Consider the following 15,843-nt stretch of genomic DNA (forward strand, 5'->3'; position numbering starts at 1 on the left):
TTTTATCAAGCAGCACTCAAAGCGGAAAGACTATATAGCCTATCCGATATGGCTACTGATTATCCTATATTTATTAAATTGCTGTCAGGTCATTCAGAAAATCTTCAAATCGTTTCCTTTTGATAAGAAACTTCACTCCATTTTGAATAATAAAACCGGAGTCCAAATTATCTGAAACAAGTTTTCTTAATTTCTTTTCTCCAATATTAAAATAAATTACTGCTTCATCAATCGTTAAACAAAACTTATTTTGTATCTGTACCTGTGTTTCATTATTCATTTATTCTCTCCCCTTTCTTGAACTATAAAACTATTGTAAAATTATAAAGGCTCATCAGACGGTTTTAGCAAACCTCACAAGAATTTCACTTCCGCATGGTTCTCATGCAGCTCTACCCGTTGTCTGCGACGCTTCTAACGCTCGGACTACGGCGGTAAAGGAGTATCATTATACCGATATATGGATTGTGGCGACAGAGTTGCTAAATCTGCTTTGGAACGCTGATAGTTTTCGCTCGTTTTGTCCCTCCTTTCGGTCATGGCGTATCAGCCCAACGGCTCCCCATACATCGAATGTATCTGATTTGCCTTATACTGCGTCGCCGTTCTATTGCACCGCTTTCTTTGTCAAAGAGCAGAGGGCTGTTCTGCGATATGGAACGGAAAAGGGGGAAGCGTTCCAATACCTTGTTGGTTTATTCAGCCCTAAATGTGAGGATTGCCCTCATTAGTTTTGCTTGCAGCCTTTCGCGTATTTCTTCGTCTACTCCAAAATAAACATTTCCTCGCTCATCATAGAGCTTTCGCATGGAAAGACTTGCTATGTAGCCGCTGAAATGCTGCAATACAATCTTCATTGCGTCCGGGTCGCCTTTGCTCGCCGCCAAAATAACAGGATAAGGAACAAGGGCATTTTCCGGGTACTCGGTCGGTTTACCATTCAATCCATTCATCAGCGTTTTCCTCCAAATATTTTTTTAACTGCTCAAAGGAGCTTGTCCGGCGATACTGTACCGTACTTCTTGAGATATTGAGCTGCTTTGCGATTTCTATATCAGTCAATCCCTCAAAGTAATACAGCAGTACAATTTTGCGCCGTTCTTCGGGTAAAGCCCGGATAGCTTCAAGTAGCAGTTTTGGGGTTATTTCTTTTCCTGCCATTTGATAGGACGGCTCTGCTTTTTCGTCTTGAAAATACTTATCGACGGTATAAAGCTGCCGTTCCTCATGCAAGGCAAGGTTGGAAAAAGTAACCTCCCGAACTCTGCGCCGACGAATTTCCTCATGGGTGTTGCACGCTTCATTGTGAAGTACTGATTTACAGAACTTTTGAAACGCACATTGCTTTTCAAATTCCCTGCGATTAGGTGTCATGGTGTTCACCTCCTTTCTGCCGAAAGGCGGTAGTACCTCCCCTTTTCGCGGGATAATACAGGCGACTTTTTGCTTTGCCAAAAAGAGGGCAAAGTTTTTGAAAAATCTTCTGTAAAATGCGAAATGCGCCTGCCTGCAAAATGCAGACAGACGCATAGGAAATAACAGCAGTATTTAATTGATTTGATAGTTCATCTACATAGCCGGAATACCCCGTCGGTGGATAATGGCTTTTTTTGATAGTAACCCATTAGGGTATAGAAAAAAGGACATGGCGATACCTCCTTGATACCGTCGTGTCCCCGAATAGCAGGATTTTAATATGCCCTCTGTTTTAGATTTTCAAAAGAAAACGACGGTTTTGATTGTTATTTCAAAACCGCCGTTAAAATGGCATGAGAACTTTCTATTTCATAAGCGGTTTTTTTTATTTCATGCTTATGAAGTAGAGAATTTTTACCTTATCGTAAATTCGCAAGATAAATTATATGTATCGTAATCCCAATCTCTTTCACTTTCAAAGAACGCAAATTGTTTAATCAAACGATAGTGTCCAGCAGGCAATTCTCCATAAAAACTTTTAACATCAATTTCTAATGTTAATCGTTCGTTAGGCTTAATAAAACAATCCTTTTCATTGCTCTTTGAAGGGTCATCAAGCTGTTCAAGTTGATACCAAGTGCCGGATTGTTCAGTTTCTATTTCAAAATAATTTGGTGAATATCGGTATTCTTTATCAGAAGTATTTTCTATTAGAAATGAAAGGTGCTTTAAGTCTAAATCCTTTTCTGCACTCATTGAAATCTTCAAATCGTCCAAAGTGTCAAGTGCTTCTTCACTTCCATAAGGAGAAACCTCATATTCTTCGGAATAATCTTGTACTACATGAATATCACTGTCCTTTGTTTGACTACACCCAACAATACACACCAATAGCAATAAAGTTAGAAACATACATATTATTTTTTTCATTTGTCATTATCTCCTTTCTTTTAAATTTATAATAGCAATAAAATGTCTATTTTCAATCAACTTTCATTGCAATTTATTTTCACTGTAACACATGCTCCCCCTGCTTTATTATTAGCAATTTGGATATTTCCGCCATGTCTTTCACTTAAAATCTTACTAATATTCAGCCCTAACCCCAAATGTTCAGTAGATATATCTTTCGATGATTTATAAAATGGTAATGTTGCTTTTTCAATCTCAATATTTTTAAACCCGCAACCATCGTCTGAAACAGATATAACCAAATTATTATTCTCTATTACTACGCTAATAGCAATATCACTTTTTGCATATCTAATACTATTAGAGAGTAAATTTTCATAAATCTGCATGACTGTATCTAAATTGATAAACAAGGTTATATTATCACCGCTTGCAGTAATTGAAAAATGTTTGTCATAACAAAGTGCTTCCGCTGTGTTATTAAAATTATCAATAAGTGAATGAAATGTAATCTGTTGTCGTGGAATATCAATATCCTCTAACCTGTATAAGTTCGTCATAGCATTTACATATTTTTCAAGACGTGAAATATTTTTTGACATTACTGATATTTCGTCTAATATTTCTTCTTGTGATACTAAGCCTTTGGGAATAAAGGAAAGCAACATAGTAGCATGACCCTTTAGTAAAGTCAAAGGAGTGCGTAAGTCATGTGAAAAAGCAGCATTCAAACGGCGCTGTTCAGCAAATTGTCTAAACATAGTTTCATTATTTTTCGACAAACAATCTTTCATTTTTTCAAAGGCGTGACAGAGTTTCCCCATTTCATCATTTAATGGATATGATAATGTAAAATCTAAGTCATTTGCTTCAATTTTATGATACGCATTAGTTAATAGCTTAATGGGTTTTGATAATTTTTTTTTATAAAAAAATGTTACACAACATATCATACTAATAGATAATACGATAGGAATAATTGCAATATTTAATGAACCTAAAGCACTGTCAATAAGCCTATCCCGGCTTGTAAAATTAGGTAAAACTTCGATATATGAAACATGGTTCGGATAGACATATTCGTGTACTGGGCGTTCTTTTTGATAATCAACATTGAACTTGCATATCTCGTTTCCTTTCGTGTCAAATATTGTATATTTTGTTTGGTCATTACTATAAGTGGCGGTAAATGAGCCATTTTCCGGTATATCATACCTTGTTGACATATTTTCATACTTATAGTTTAAATTTATTCTGTATCTGTCAACCATTGAAATTAAAAATATACAAATAATTATTCCAATCAACAACGAAAACAAAGCATAAAGAACAAAGGACATTCTAATACTCATGCTATTTAACCGATTGAACCATCTGCTTCTCTTTAATTTTTCCATTTATATCCGCACCCCCAAACAGTTTCAATGTAAGGTCTATCGCCTAAAGATAAAAATTTTGCCCTAATACGTCTGATATGTTCTGTAACAACTGTATTATCACCAATGCCGTCTAATCCCCAAACTTTTTCATAAATAGTTTCCCGGTCAAAAACAATTCCTTTGTTTTGCGAAAGGAAAGATATTATATCAAATTCTTTTTTGGTAAAAGCCATATCCTTATTATGATAAAACACAATACGTGAGGAATAATCTATAACCATATCTTCATCAAATTGCACCTTTGAAGATGTATTGTGTCTTTTTTCTCTGCGAAGATGTGCTGCAATGCGAGCTTCTAATTCATCAACAGAAAATGGTTTTATTACATAGTCGTCTGCGCCAATAGAAAATCCTTTTATTTTATCACTATCTTCAATGCGTGCTGTTAAAAAAATTATAGGGCATGAAACATAATCCCGTATTCTTTCACAAACAGTAAATCCATCAATATCTGGCATATTAACGTCTAACAAAATAATGTCAGGTTTTTTTTCTACTTCTTTTAATGCAGCATTTCCTGCTGTTGCAGTATATACCGTATATCCAAGTTTGCTGAAATAGCAATACAGCATTGATACAATTTCTTTTTCATCGTCTACAATTAAAATACTCTGCGCCATAAATATACCTCCCTTGTAAATATCTGATTTAAGATTATCAAACAAAAATCTATTTCTAATCAATTTCTTTAATTTTCGATGTCATTAGATATTATATATGGCAGTATGAGTGATAGCAACCTTACTCTGCATGTTTTATGCTCTATTACTATCAATACTATGATATGTGTACTCATATCTTGAAAGAAAGGTGAACGGTAAAATGTAACTGGGTGAAATGATTATGAAGCAGAGTAAAGAGAAATTTGATTTTAAGGCTTTCGGACAAGCCATTAAAGCAGCAAGAAAAGCAAAGGGAATATCACGCAATCAGTTAGCCGACACGCTGAATATTGCGCCCCGATATATCGCGTCCATTGAGAACAGCGGGCAGCACCCAAGTTTACAGATTTTGTATGAGCTTGTAACCCTGCTTGACGTATCAGTAGACCAGTTCTTTTTCCCGGAACGGGAACAGGAGAAGTCCACACGCCGCCGTCAGCTCGATACCATGCTTGACACTATGAGCGAAACGGACTTAAAAATCATGTCTGCTACTGCAAAAGGCATAGAGGAAGCCAACAACGACAGGACAGGGGAATAAAGTTCCCTCGTTTTTGTCTGCATAAAGTGATTGAAGCGTCGCAGGATTGCGGCGTTTTTCTTTTGCACTTTTTTGGCATACTGGAAGTTTCGTTGTAGTGGTAAGTGAGGAAAAAACTTTCTTAGCAAGCATAGGAAAAGAGTACCCTTTTCCGTATTTTCGCCCTCCCGTCCTGCGGTGTGTCGGTTGAAAATTGCTTGTTGGGAAGTGTCCCAAACCCTCGGAATGGAAAGGAGCGATTGCATGAACGGACGCAAAAGAAAAATACAAATCAAATTCTATGTAACAGAGGAAGAAAGGGCATTGATTGAACAGAAAATGAAGCTCGTCCCCACCCGGAACATGGCGGCGTATCTTCGCAAGATTGCCATTGACGGGTATATCATTCAGACAGACCATAGCGACATAAAAGCCATGACAGCAGAGATACAGAAAATCGGGGTCAACATCAATCAGATTGCAAAGCGTGTCAATGCGACAGGCAGCGTCTACCAAGAGGACATAGAGGAAATAAAGGGGGTGCTTGCGGAGATATGGCGGTTACAAAGATTAAGCCTATTAAAAGCACGTTGAGCAAAGCCCTTGACTATATCCAAAACCCGGATAAAACAGACGGGAAAATGCTTGTGTCCTCCTTTGGGTGCAGCTATGAAACGGCAGACATTGAGTTCGGATTTACGCTTGCACAAGCCATAGAGAAAGGGAACAATCTCGCCCACCATTTGATACAGTCCTTTGAGCCGGGAGAAGTAGACTATGAGAAAGCCCACGCTATCGGAAAGCAGCTTGCCGACGCGGTAACAAAGGGACAGCATGAATACGTCTTAACTACCCACATAGACAAAGGGCATATCCATAACCATATCATTTTTTGTGCGGTCAATTTTGTTGACTACCATAAATACAATTCCAATAAGCGCAGCTACTACGGCATACGGAACATGAGCGATAAGCTGTGCCGGGAAAACGGGCTGTCGGTTGTCGTTCCGGGCAAAGGCAGCAAGGGAAAAAGCTATGCAGAATATCAAGCAGAAAAGGTCGGTACAAGTTGGAAAGACAAGCTGAAAATTGCCGTTGATACGCTTATCCCCCAAGTAGCAAGTTTTGAAGAATTGTTGCAGCGGTTACAGGCGGCAGGCTATGAGATAAAGCCGGGAAAATATATCTCCTGTCGCGCTCCCGGACAGGAACGGTTTACCCGCTTAAAAACTCTCGGTGCAGATTATACAGAGGAAGCCATAAGAGAACGGATAGAGGGCAAGCGCACAAAGGCGGCGAAAGCTCCCAAAGAGCAGCGCGGCGTATCGCTGCTTATCGACATTGAAAACAGTATCAAGGCACAAGAGAGCCGGGGCTATGAACAGTGGGCGAAAATCCATAATCTGAAACTGGCTGCAAAGACTATGAATTTCTTGACGGAACATAAGATTGAGCAGTACGCAGATTTAGTCAGCCGGATTGAGGAAATAAATGCGGAAAATGTAAAGACAGCAGACGCATTAAAGAGCGTGGAGAAGCGGCTTGCAGACATGGCAGTGCTGATGAAGCACGTTACCACCTACCAAAAGACAAAACCCATTTATGAAGCATACCGCAGGGCAAAGGATAAGGACACATACCGGGCAAAGCAGGAAAGCAGTCTGATACTCCACGAAGCGGCAGTAAAGACACTGAAAGCGGCGGGCGTTACTAAACTTCCTAACCTTGCCGCCATGCAGGAAGAATACGGGAAGCTCCAAGCGCAGAAAGAAGCCCTTTACGCTGATTATGGAAAGCTGAAAAAACAGGTCAAGGAATACGACGTTATCAAGCAGAACATAGACAGCATTTTGCGGCAGGGCAAAGAACAGGAACGGGAGAAAGGAAAGGAACGGGAATAATTATGAAAATTGTTGACATTACAACGTGTATCAAAATAATAGAAGAAAATGATATGTACGGCATAGAAAGGTATCTTGATATAGGCAGTAAAATCAAAATCACATTTAACAGCTAAAATACACTTACAGGATATGTGCAGTATTTGGATTACGGACATTATCCCGGAGAGAATGTATTGCTCGTCTTAAAAACAGATGAAGATACATTACTCGGCGCAATGGTATGTTTCATATCGAATATAGAAGTATTGTAGACAAAAAAAGAACGGACGCAGCAGCCATGTAATCATAGCCGCCGCGCCCGTTTTTTGTGGGTGCAGATGATTTGATATGTTACGCAGTAGAACCCCGATTTTAAGGGAAAAGGTATTCCGTATCGCTTATGCAAGTTTCGTGTCTGTTATGCCCTGTAAATCAAGACTTTTTTAACCCCTACTGCGTAACAAGGGCGCGTCGTTTCCTCATACGCTCCGCTGCCTGTCTGCGGGTAATACGCTTCCGGCAGTCCGGGCAGTATTTGACGCTGTTAGAGGTGGACGCAAAAGAAGCTCCGCACTCGGTACAACGCTTTTTATCCTCGGTCTTGAAAATCTCTGCATACAGCAGCTTATCAAGGGGAAGTACGGCGGTCTGAAACCATTTGCAAAGAAGCGAATAGGAAATAAGCTGCGGGCAGACACATTCCTCCCCGTCGTCCAGTAAAATACAGTGTCCGTTATCGCAGTTGCAGCACTCCTTTTTTACAAGGCTGTTGACTTTCCGGCTTTGGGGCGGCGTAAGCCGCTTAACCCCGGTCATACTTCATCAGCGGCGAAAATGGCAAGCTCCACATACTCATTTTCTGTCAGAGGTGCGATTTTCGCAAGGGTACGTTTCGCAAGTTCCTGCATATCCTCGTCCATGAACGGCAGCGCAGCATTGATGTTTTCCGTAAGCCCACGCTTGCCGCCCTCATTGTAAATGCTCAACAGGTTTGTTTCTTCAACGGTCAGTCTAATCATGTTCATACCTCCAATTCGTGATTTTTTGATTTTGCCGCTTTTTTCTGTGCGGTCTTTTCTTTGTCTGCTCTAAGCTGCGCCCGGATAGAGGGCTTCTTTTCCATTTTCACCGCTTTGCCGCGTTCCTTGTCAGCCTTGACAGCTTCCGCAAGGTCAACAAGGGAAATGGTTTCTCCTGCCTTTACCTTTGCTTCCAGTTCTGCGGTGGTCGGGGTGTTGTTTATCTGTCCGTCAATCATATTGTAGTTTTGTTCGGTGGTCTGCTCGGCAGCTTTCAGATAGTTTTCCGGCTGAACGGGAACAGCAAAAGCCCTTGTACCGTTCCCCATAATCAGATATTTTCCGTCGTCGGACTGGTGGTGCAATCCATATCCGGCAGCTTCCATTTGCTCGCGGCTCATGGCGGTTACATAGAAAGTCCCCCTCGGTGTTTTGATTGTTTCGCCTGTTTCCAAGTCGTCGGGAATGAGGGCTTTTTCCTGTTCCTTGAAAAATTCCGGCACGTCCTTATAACCAAAGCTGTCTACATAGTGGGCGGTGTCCTGCCCGTTCTGATGAAGTACCACCACGTCGGAAACGGAAAGGCTGTGTCCCTTAAAATCTTTCGGGTGGTCGATATTGAACCGGGTGTAAATATCTTCAAGGGAAGTCCCCGGCGTAAGCTCTGCGGAATAGACAAGGGCATAGTTTTTTGGGTCTACCCTGTGTCCTGTGGCAATCAGACGGTCGTAAGGCTCAAAACGCAAGTCCCTTGTTTCGTCCCCGCCCCTTATCTGATAAATGGAAAAAGTGTCTTTATCTTGTGGGGCTTTCTGTTCCGGCTGCTCCTGTGCGGGTTGTTCCTGTGCAGCTACCTTTTGCTGCCGGATATGCGCCCGCTGTATCTCGGTCGGCTTTTCCCCGGTAAGGGGTGCAATGGCTTTCACATAATCAGCCGCATAATAGGCGTTACTGGTAAGCTGCCGCTGCCATGCCCCTGCTTTTGGCGACCAACGGAAGCCGTTACTTTTTAAGGCTTCCCGCGTGGCTTCGTCCGGCTTATCCTCAAAGAAGATTTGCAGTCGGTTCGCTTCGGTGTTTGCTTCCACCTTGCCGCCGTCAAATTCCCAACCCACAAAACCGATTTCTTTTTGCTGTGAAAGGGATTTGATACGGTCTTTCACGCGCCGGATTTCTGCGCTGTTGTTGGATAACGCCCAAGTCGCAAAGGGCTTGTCCTCCAAATGCCAACTACTCGCCATGTCTGCTTTCAGTTTTTCCAGTTCCTCCGGCGGTAAATGCGGGCAGCCGTTAAGGGTCTTATGCTTGCGGTAATAGGCGTTTACGGCTTTCATGGTTTCCTGTGATTTTTCAAGGCTTTCCAGTTTCTTTTCTAATTTCTGTACTGCCTGCGGGTCGTCTGCGCTGATACCGCCCATGCCAGTGCTGCGGATTTTATCAAGAAGCCCTTGTATGTCCTGCCATTCCCGATAATTGCTGTCGCGGGCTGCGTTCTGCTTTTCTTTCTTCCTTGTGGGAAAGTTAGAGCCGCCCGCAATCAGGATAGAGGGAACACGCGCGTCAATCTCATAGCCTTTGTTCATGTTCGCCGCCAGTTTCCGGGCGTAGGTGTCAAGCAGGCTGTCGATTTTCTCATGGTACATCGGGTCTACCCGCTGTTTCTGCCGTTCTGCAAGCTGTACGGCTTCATCTACATAATGCCTGTATTCAGCCGTCGCGCTGCCTTGCTTATAATCGGAAAAGCTGTTCATATCCTTTGCACGTTTGGCGGCAGCTTCATTGATAGTGTAATAAGGGGCGGGTGCAGCCTGTTCCGGCTGTGCTTCTTTTTCCTGTACTGTGGCTGTTTCTTCGGGAAGCTCCGGCGCGTCTGCTTCTGCTTCGGGCTGTTTGGCAGCTTCCTGTGCGGGCTGCGCCTGTTCGGTGGTCTGTTCCTTATCCTGTGCCTTTTGGATTTCTGCAAAATGCCCGTCTATGGTATCAATCAGCTTTGCGGCGGTGCTGCGGATTGTTTCAAGAGAGCCTTTCAATTCTGCAAGTTCTTTTCCGCTACTCCACCCGGCGATATACCCAAAAGAATAGTCCGACGTATCAAGCCCGTAATGTTGGCAGACCGCATAGGCGACGCTTTCTGCCTGTACCTCGCGGGTGCGGCGGTCGGGGCGTTCCGGCGCGTCTTTGTCTGTGTCATGGAGTGTCGCATGGGCGATTTCATGGATTGCGGTCTTGATATTCTGCAATTCGTCCATACCCTCATTGATGATGATACGCTTTTCCTCATAATTGCAGCGTCCTTTTGCGCCGCCGCTTAGTGCTTCAAATCCCATAGCAAAGGGGGAAGTCTTTTCAAGGGCAGCGAAAAAATCCTTGTATTGTTCCACGTTGCCCGTCAGCTCATAGGTAAGGGCAGGAAGCTCCTTTCCCTCGGTCTGTGAAATATCAAAGACAGATACTACACGAAAGGCGGGTATCTTGATTTCCTTTTCCTCGGTAACAGGTTTCCCCTCCTTATCGAAAACAGACTTTTGGGTGTCCGGGTCGATTTTTTCCACCTGTTTCTTGACGGTAAACGGGGACGGCGCAAGTATCTTGATAGCTTTTTCTCCGGGCTTTACATGGCGGTCAAATTCCTTTTCCCATTGCTTATAGCCTTTCACAAGATTGCCGCCTTGCATGGCGATAAGGATTGTATTGTTAAAGCTGTAATTGTGAAACTTTGACATGGTACGCAGATAATCGGCGTAGCGGTCGCTTTCATAAATCCCCAAAATGCCCTGTTCCAGTCGGTCGGTAATCTCTTTCATTTTATCGGCGGGCTTTTCAGAAGATAGGATAATCGGGAGAACCGGGGGCTGCTCTGTGGCAAATGCAGGCTGTGCGGCAGCAGCGTCAAGGTCTGCCTGTTCCTTTTCCTGTACTGGCGGCTGCGGCGTTACCCGGTATTCCTCCGGCACGTCCCGCCCGTCGTACCACTGTGTAAAGGTGTTGCGGTTGTTGTAGATATAGCCCTGCTCGGTAAATCTGCCCCCGTCATTCATAGCAGCGTCCCGCCCGTATTCCTCATACATGAAATATTTTTTTGCTTCTTCGGGCAGCTCCAACTCGTCCAGTTCTTCAATCAGATAATGCCCGTAATCTTCCTCACTCTGTACGGACGGATAAAGCCAGTAACAATCAAGGTTTTGTGCAAGGTTGATGATGTCCTGCAAATTCCTTGTATGGTCGCCGTATGCCATAGCTGCGACAAATTTTTCCCGGTCGTCGTCAAACTGCATTTTCAAAAGTTCGCCCAAATAGTTCAACTCGTCAAGGCTTTCAAGCTCTGTCAATTTCCCTGCCAGTCCCGCAATAGAGGACTGGTATTCTGTGATATGTAGCTCCCCGTAGTTTTTGCCGTCTATCCCGATACGGTCAAAGATTTCTTTCAAATGCTCGGCAGTCGTGGGGAATGATACCCATTCGCCCGCAGGTCTGCCCTCGGTGTACTTCCCAAGATTAGAAAGATACCCGCTTAAAATCGTTTCTTCCATGCGTTCACTCCTTTCGTTTTCAATCATGCGGTGCATAAGCTCGTAGTCCTCCATGCTCATGCTCCCGTCAAATAGATAGGGGTCGGGTTCTTCGCCGTCCCGGTAGGCTTTTTCAGAAAAAGGCAGCCCCGCAGCGTGGGCGGCGGCTCTTGCTTCCTCGATAAGCTCCGGCGGCAGCCTGTCGTCGTGGGCTTCGATAAATTCCCCGATATTGCTATATCCGTTTTCGTAGTGGCGACGCACCCCGGCGGTTAGTTCGTCAAGGTTCCTATCCTCGCCAAGATAGCCGGAATAATACCCGTTTACCACAACGGCGGCAGGGTCAGCCTGCTTGATTTCTTCCATGCGGCTTCTGTCCTCCGGGTAGAGGTAGTCGCCCATTTCAAGGTGGAAATATTCAGCGTTCCAAGAACGTCCCATTTTCCAAAACGCCACCCAAGCGATACCGTCCCGTAATTCTTCTTGATAGTCCTTTACGGTGTCCCGTAAACTTGCCATGTGTAACCTCCTTTCCAAACGGCAGCGCGGACGCTGTATGTTCCGGTTTCATCATTCAGTACCCCGCGCCCGCGTTTTTGCCAAAGAGTTTAGATATTTTTTCAAGATTTCAGAGGGTAAAACCCTCTACAAAACAGAGGGTTTGGGACACTTCCCAACAAGCAAAAATCCCCGCCGTTCTCGGTAGAGAAAGCAGGGATTTTACGGAAAAGGGTACTCTTTTCCTATGCTTGCTATTCAGTTATTTCTTCTTCGACAGTTCAATGCGGTAGTTGATGTATTTTCCGCCCGTATCAGCTAATACGATAGTTCCGTCATAGGTTTTGCCCGTCTTTGGGGAATAGAGCTTTTTCACATTTACCTTGCCGGATTGTAAGAGTGCAGCGGCAATCTTCGGGGTAAAGGTTACTTTTCGTTCTTCAAAGAAACGGTCATTTTTCCACATGGTAAAGATACATTCCTTGTTGCTGCAATAGTAATTCTTCTTGCCCTCATAGACAGGAGAACCGCAGCGGGGGCAGCTTCCCAATGCTTCCCGTTCCGGCTTGAACATCTGCGCTTTATCATCAGAAAGAAACGGATAGGTCTTTACCAGTTCCCGTGCCATATCCTCGATACCCTCCATAAATGCGGCGGGGTCTGCCTTGCCTTTTGCAATCTGCGTCAGATTGTTTTCCCATTCTGCGGTAAGCTGCGGGCTTGTCAAGGTGTTCGGCAGGACGCACACAAGGTTGATACCGTCTTTTGTGGGAAGTAGCTGCTTGCCTTTTCGCTCCACAAAGCCGCCCTTTACCAGTTTTTCAATGACAGCGGCGCGGGTGGCGGGCGTTCCAAGCCCTTTGCGTTCTGCGTCCGGGTCGGTGTCCTCACTTCCGGCGCGCTCCATAGCAGAGAGCAGCGACGCTTCGTTGTGAGGTTTTGGCGGTGTTGTGTCATGCTCCGTTACCTTTGCCGTCGGATTTTCAAAGGTCTGTCCCTCGGTAAACTGTGGCAGGGTATTTTCTGTGTCGCTGTCTGCGTCGTCCGTTTCGGGTTTGTTCTTTAAGGCTGCCCTGTATCTTCGGTCAATCTCTTTCCACCCGTCAGACAGTACCGTTTTTCCCCTTGCGGTAAAAGACTGTCCGGCACATTCAAAAACTGCTGTAACCGCTTCAAAGGTATGCGGTGCAGCGGTCGCCATAAATAGACGCACCCCGGCAAGGGTAAGGATATTTTTTTCACTTTCCGGCAGCGCGGCAAGGTCGGTCTTTGCAAGCTCCATAGTCGGGATAATAGCATGGTGGTCTGATACCTTTTTACTGTTCAGCACCTTTCCAAGCTCCGGCGTGAAGTCTTTTCCCGCCATAAAAGGAAATTTCCCACAAAGCAGCTTGATAATGCCCGCCGCTGTGTCGCCCATGTCGTCAGTAAGATAACTGCTGTCTGTTCTCGGATAAGTAAGAAGTCTTTTTTCATACAGGGCTTGTGCAAGGTCAAGGGTCTGCTTTGCCGTATATCCGAACAGGCGGTTTGCTTCCCTCTGTAAAGAAGTAAGGTCAAAGAGCTTCGGCGGGGCTACGGTCTTTTTCTCTTTCACAAGGGAAGTGCAGACTGCTTTTGACGCTTCGCAAGCAGCTTTCAGCCTGTCAGCTTCGGAACGGTCAGACAGTTTTTCACTTGCAGCTTCCGCGTCGGATAAGGTAAGGCGCACATGGTAGTATTTTTCTTTCTTGAAAGTGGTAATCGCTGCGTCCCGGTCAACAAGCATTTTTAAGGTCGGGGTCTGTACGCGCCCCACGTTCAAGGTATGATTGTAAAGGACAGAGAAAAGGCGGGTGGCATTGATACCAATTAACCAGTCAGCCTTTGCCCTGCATAATGCGGAAGCAAAGAGCGCGTCGTATTCCTCGCCGTTCTTCAGACGGGAAAAGCCCTCTTTGATTGCGCTGTCCTCCATAGAAGAAATCCAAAGGCGGCGCATAGGTTTCTTGCAGCCCGCCATTTCATAGACAAAACGGAAAATGAGTTCTCCCTCGCGCCCTGCGTCGCAGGCATTGACGACTTCGGAAACATCTGCCCGGTTCATAAGCTCCTTTAGGGTTTTGAATTGCTTTTCCTTGTCAGCCGAAACGGTGTACTTCCATTCCTGCGGCAAAATCGGTAAGCTGTCATAGCTCCACTTTTTATACTGCTCCCCGTAGGCGGCGGCTTCGGAAAGCCCTACCAAATGTCCCACGCACCAAGAAATGATATAGCCGCTTCCTGTGAGAAATCCGTCTTTCTTTTCCTTTGCCCCAAGTACGGCAGCGATTGTCTGTGCCACACTGGGCTTTTCTGCGATAACTAAAATCAAATAAAAATCCTCCTTTCGGGTAAAAGAAAAGAGCAACCGATTTTTCGATTGCTCCTAAGTGATTGTATAAAATTGTGCGATATGAAATATAAAAATAATTTGACAAACTGAAAATCACTTAACAATATGTGCTGTAATGATTGTATAGCTATATGAATTGATAGTAATTTTGATATTTTCAACCTCGCAATACCAATTTTTACCCTGTTTGTATATATTGCAATTTTTATCTAATACCTTATTTTTGCAATACTCAACAACATCTGCTGTATCTATTTTTAGGTTTCTTTTAATTCTATCAACTCCCATTTCGGTTGTATGAATTTTATCAATATTATCAAGCAATATCTTTTTATCTTCCATTCTTTCTTTTCCTCAACTTCAAGTTTGTTTGTCTCTGTCATTTCCTATGGTTGGAACAATTATATCATATTCCATATCGCAAGTACATCTTTTTATCGTTCGGTCTGTCGTTTATTTTCCAGTTTTCTCATACAGTACCCCACACAAGGGGACTGCCCCTTGTAAGGGCAGCCCGCGCAACGTGGGGAAGAAAGCTCCGGCGGGGATTTTTCACGTTTGCCATAGTCCGGTTTCTGTATCATCATCTTTTCAAAGGGATTGTCGGTAAACAGGGTCATAGGGCTTCTTCCTCCGTTTCTTCCTCTTTGGAAACTTCCCCGGTATTTGCTTCCGGCTCGTCCTCGTCGTAGTCCTCAAAGTCAAAATCTTCAAGGTCAGTGTTCCCTTTCACGTTCTGCTTCGGTTTTACAAACTTAAAGTAGTAGAACGCCGCGCCGCCACCAAGCAGCACAAAGAGGACTAAGGCAAGTACCGCGCCGGGATTGCCGCCTTTTTCTTTGGGTTCTTCCGGCTGCTCGGTTGGGGTTGGGGTGGGTTCTTTGCCTGTGCAGCCTGTCAAGGTAGTTGCACATACCGGGCAGGACGTATTTACCTTTCCGGCTTCACATTTTTCCGTACAGTTGCAGACTTCCGGCTTTTTCGTGGCTTCCCCGGTTTCGGTCAGTGCCATAAGGTCGGCTTCGTCCACTTGATTAAGGAAATGTACGGTCTGTTCCCCCTCGGCTGCCCGGTCAATGAGGATATAGAAATAATTGCCGCCTTTGGTGGTAACAGTGATAAGCTGCTTATTGCCGCCGAAATCGTCTACCAGTGTTGCGTTGCCCTTTGGGGTAAGGGGCGGCGTTTCCGGTTCTTCCACAACAACATTGCTGTCGTTGGTCGCGTCCTCTGTGGGTGGCTCTGCGGCTGTCCCCTGTGCATAGGCAGGGACAGAAAAACCGCCCATAAGGATAAGGGCGGCACAAAGGGCAGTCATGGTCTGTTTGAATTTATTCTTCATCTGCATTGTCCTCCTGTTCTTCGTAGTCTGCGGCTTCATCAGAAGCAGGGGCGGCACTCATGCCGGGGATAGTATCGCCTTTGAGCATGGCATTCAGTTCCTGTGGGGTCATACGCATAGCGCGTACAAGCTGCACGATTTCAAGGTTTTCCGCTTCGGTTTTCTGCGCTTCCAAGCCTTTTAGCTTGTTCTGATACTCTGTGATTTTCTCGCGGGTCTTTGCGATTTCCTTATTGATACGGTCAATTTTGTTGTTTGCCATAAAGTAA

At 44.5% G+C, this 15,843-nt stretch carries 17 protein-coding genes; 3 read left to right on the plus strand and 14 right to left on the minus strand.

Annotated elements, in window-relative coordinates:
- Positions 1-73: 73 nt before the first annotated feature.
- From NQ550_RS12605 to NQ550_RS12630, 6 genes are all read right to left on the minus strand, one after another.
- Positions 74-280 carry an excisionase gene (locus NQ550_RS12605; protein ID WP_025578905.1) on the minus strand — a complete coding sequence of 69 codons (207 nt, stop codon included), beginning with the start codon at positions 278-280 and terminating at the stop codon, positions 74-76.
- A 415-nt stretch (positions 281-695) separates the two neighbouring features.
- A complete protein-coding gene (locus NQ550_RS12610) occupies positions 696-953 on the minus strand; it encodes a helix-turn-helix domain-containing protein (protein ID WP_006858660.1) in 258 nt (85 codons plus the stop codon).
- Positions 934-1,374 carry an RNA polymerase sigma factor gene (locus NQ550_RS12615; protein ID WP_025578909.1) on the minus strand — a complete coding sequence of 147 codons (441 nt, stop codon included), beginning with the start codon at positions 1,372-1,374 and terminating at the stop codon, positions 934-936. The genes NQ550_RS12610 and NQ550_RS12615 overlap by 20 nt, the downstream gene beginning before the upstream one ends.
- A gap of 456 nt (positions 1,375-1,830) precedes the next feature.
- Entirely contained in the window at positions 1,831-2,346 is a 516-nt protein-coding gene (locus NQ550_RS12620; RefSeq protein ID WP_025578911.1) for an immunoglobulin-like domain-containing protein, read from the minus strand.
- Positions 2,347-2,402: 56 nt separating this feature from the next.
- Positions 2,403-3,725 (minus strand): HAMP domain-containing sensor histidine kinase, encoded by a 1,323-nt coding sequence (locus NQ550_RS12625; protein ID WP_025578913.1) that lies wholly within the window; start codon positions 3,723-3,725, stop codon positions 2,403-2,405.
- Positions 3,713-4,387 carry a response regulator transcription factor gene (locus NQ550_RS12630; protein ID WP_022215892.1) on the minus strand — a complete coding sequence of 225 codons (675 nt, stop codon included), beginning with the start codon at positions 4,385-4,387 and terminating at the stop codon, positions 3,713-3,715. The genes NQ550_RS12625 and NQ550_RS12630 overlap by 13 nt, the downstream gene beginning before the upstream one ends.
- 223 nt (positions 4,388-4,610) lie before the next feature.
- On the opposite strand from NQ550_RS12630, the gene NQ550_RS12635 reads away from it, so the two are divergent.
- The 3 genes from NQ550_RS12635 to NQ550_RS12645 all read left to right on the plus strand — a co-directional run bounded on the left by NQ550_RS12635 (position 4,611) and on the right by NQ550_RS12645 (position 6,850).
- On the plus strand, positions 4,611-4,970 hold the full coding sequence (locus NQ550_RS12635) for a helix-turn-helix transcriptional regulator (RefSeq protein ID WP_025578915.1): 360 nt from the start codon (positions 4,611-4,613) through the stop codon (positions 4,968-4,970).
- A gap of 243 nt (positions 4,971-5,213) precedes the next feature.
- Positions 5,214-5,543: a plasmid mobilization protein gene (locus NQ550_RS12640; protein ID WP_011861100.1), complete on the plus strand. Its 330-nt coding sequence runs from the start codon at positions 5,214-5,216 to the stop codon at positions 5,541-5,543.
- A complete protein-coding gene (locus tag NQ550_RS12645; protein ID WP_259837492.1) occupies positions 5,504-6,850 on the plus strand; it encodes a relaxase/mobilization nuclease domain-containing protein in 1,347 nt (448 codons plus the stop codon). The genes NQ550_RS12640 and NQ550_RS12645 overlap by 40 nt, the downstream gene beginning before the upstream one ends.
- A gap of 432 nt (positions 6,851-7,282) precedes the next feature.
- Here NQ550_RS12645 and NQ550_RS12650 read toward each other — a convergent pair whose 3' ends face one another.
- The 8 genes from NQ550_RS12650 to NQ550_RS12685 form a co-directional block, all read right to left on the minus strand.
- Entirely contained in the window at positions 7,283-7,648 is a 366-nt protein-coding gene (locus tag NQ550_RS12650) for a cysteine-rich VLP domain-containing protein (RefSeq protein ID WP_025578920.1), read from the minus strand.
- The gene (locus NQ550_RS12655) at positions 7,645-7,851 is read right to left on the minus strand and encodes a transposon-transfer assisting family protein (RefSeq protein WP_025578922.1); all 207 of its coding nucleotides are present in this window, start codon (positions 7,849-7,851) and stop codon (positions 7,645-7,647) included. The genes NQ550_RS12650 and NQ550_RS12655 overlap by 4 nt, the downstream gene beginning before the upstream one ends.
- A gap of 2 nt (positions 7,852-7,853) precedes the next feature.
- Positions 7,854-11,879 (minus strand): antirestriction protein ArdA, encoded by a 4,026-nt coding sequence (locus NQ550_RS12660; protein ID WP_025578924.1) that lies wholly within the window; start codon positions 11,877-11,879, stop codon positions 7,854-7,856.
- A 241-nt stretch (positions 11,880-12,120) separates the two neighbouring features.
- Positions 12,121-14,211: a DNA topoisomerase 3 gene (locus tag NQ550_RS12665; RefSeq protein WP_259837495.1), complete on the minus strand. Its 2,091-nt coding sequence runs from the start codon at positions 14,209-14,211 to the stop codon at positions 12,121-12,123.
- 114 nt (positions 14,212-14,325) lie between these two features.
- A complete protein-coding gene (locus NQ550_RS12670; protein WP_016729341.1) occupies positions 14,326-14,574 on the minus strand; it encodes a DUF3781 domain-containing protein in 249 nt (82 codons plus the stop codon).
- 92 nt (positions 14,575-14,666) lie between these two features.
- A complete protein-coding gene (locus tag NQ550_RS12675; protein ID WP_015529206.1) occupies positions 14,667-14,852 on the minus strand; it encodes a hypothetical protein in 186 nt (61 codons plus the stop codon).
- Positions 14,849-15,574 carry a DUF4366 domain-containing protein gene (locus tag NQ550_RS12680; protein ID WP_259837502.1) on the minus strand — a complete coding sequence of 242 codons (726 nt, stop codon included), beginning with the start codon at positions 15,572-15,574 and terminating at the stop codon, positions 14,849-14,851. Before NQ550_RS12680 ends, NQ550_RS12675 begins: the two co-directional genes overlap by 4 nt.
- The gene (locus tag NQ550_RS12685; protein WP_025579743.1) at positions 15,564-15,836 is read right to left on the minus strand and encodes a DUF4315 family protein; all 273 of its coding nucleotides are present in this window, start codon (positions 15,834-15,836) and stop codon (positions 15,564-15,566) included. The genes NQ550_RS12680 and NQ550_RS12685 overlap by 11 nt, the downstream gene beginning before the upstream one ends.
- Between the last annotated feature and the right edge of the window lie 7 nt (positions 15,837-15,843).

It is taken from the genome of Blautia wexlerae DSM 19850 (genome assembly GCF_025148125.1).
GTDB lineage: Bacteria > Bacillota > Clostridia > Lachnospirales > Lachnospiraceae > Blautia_A > Blautia_A wexlerae.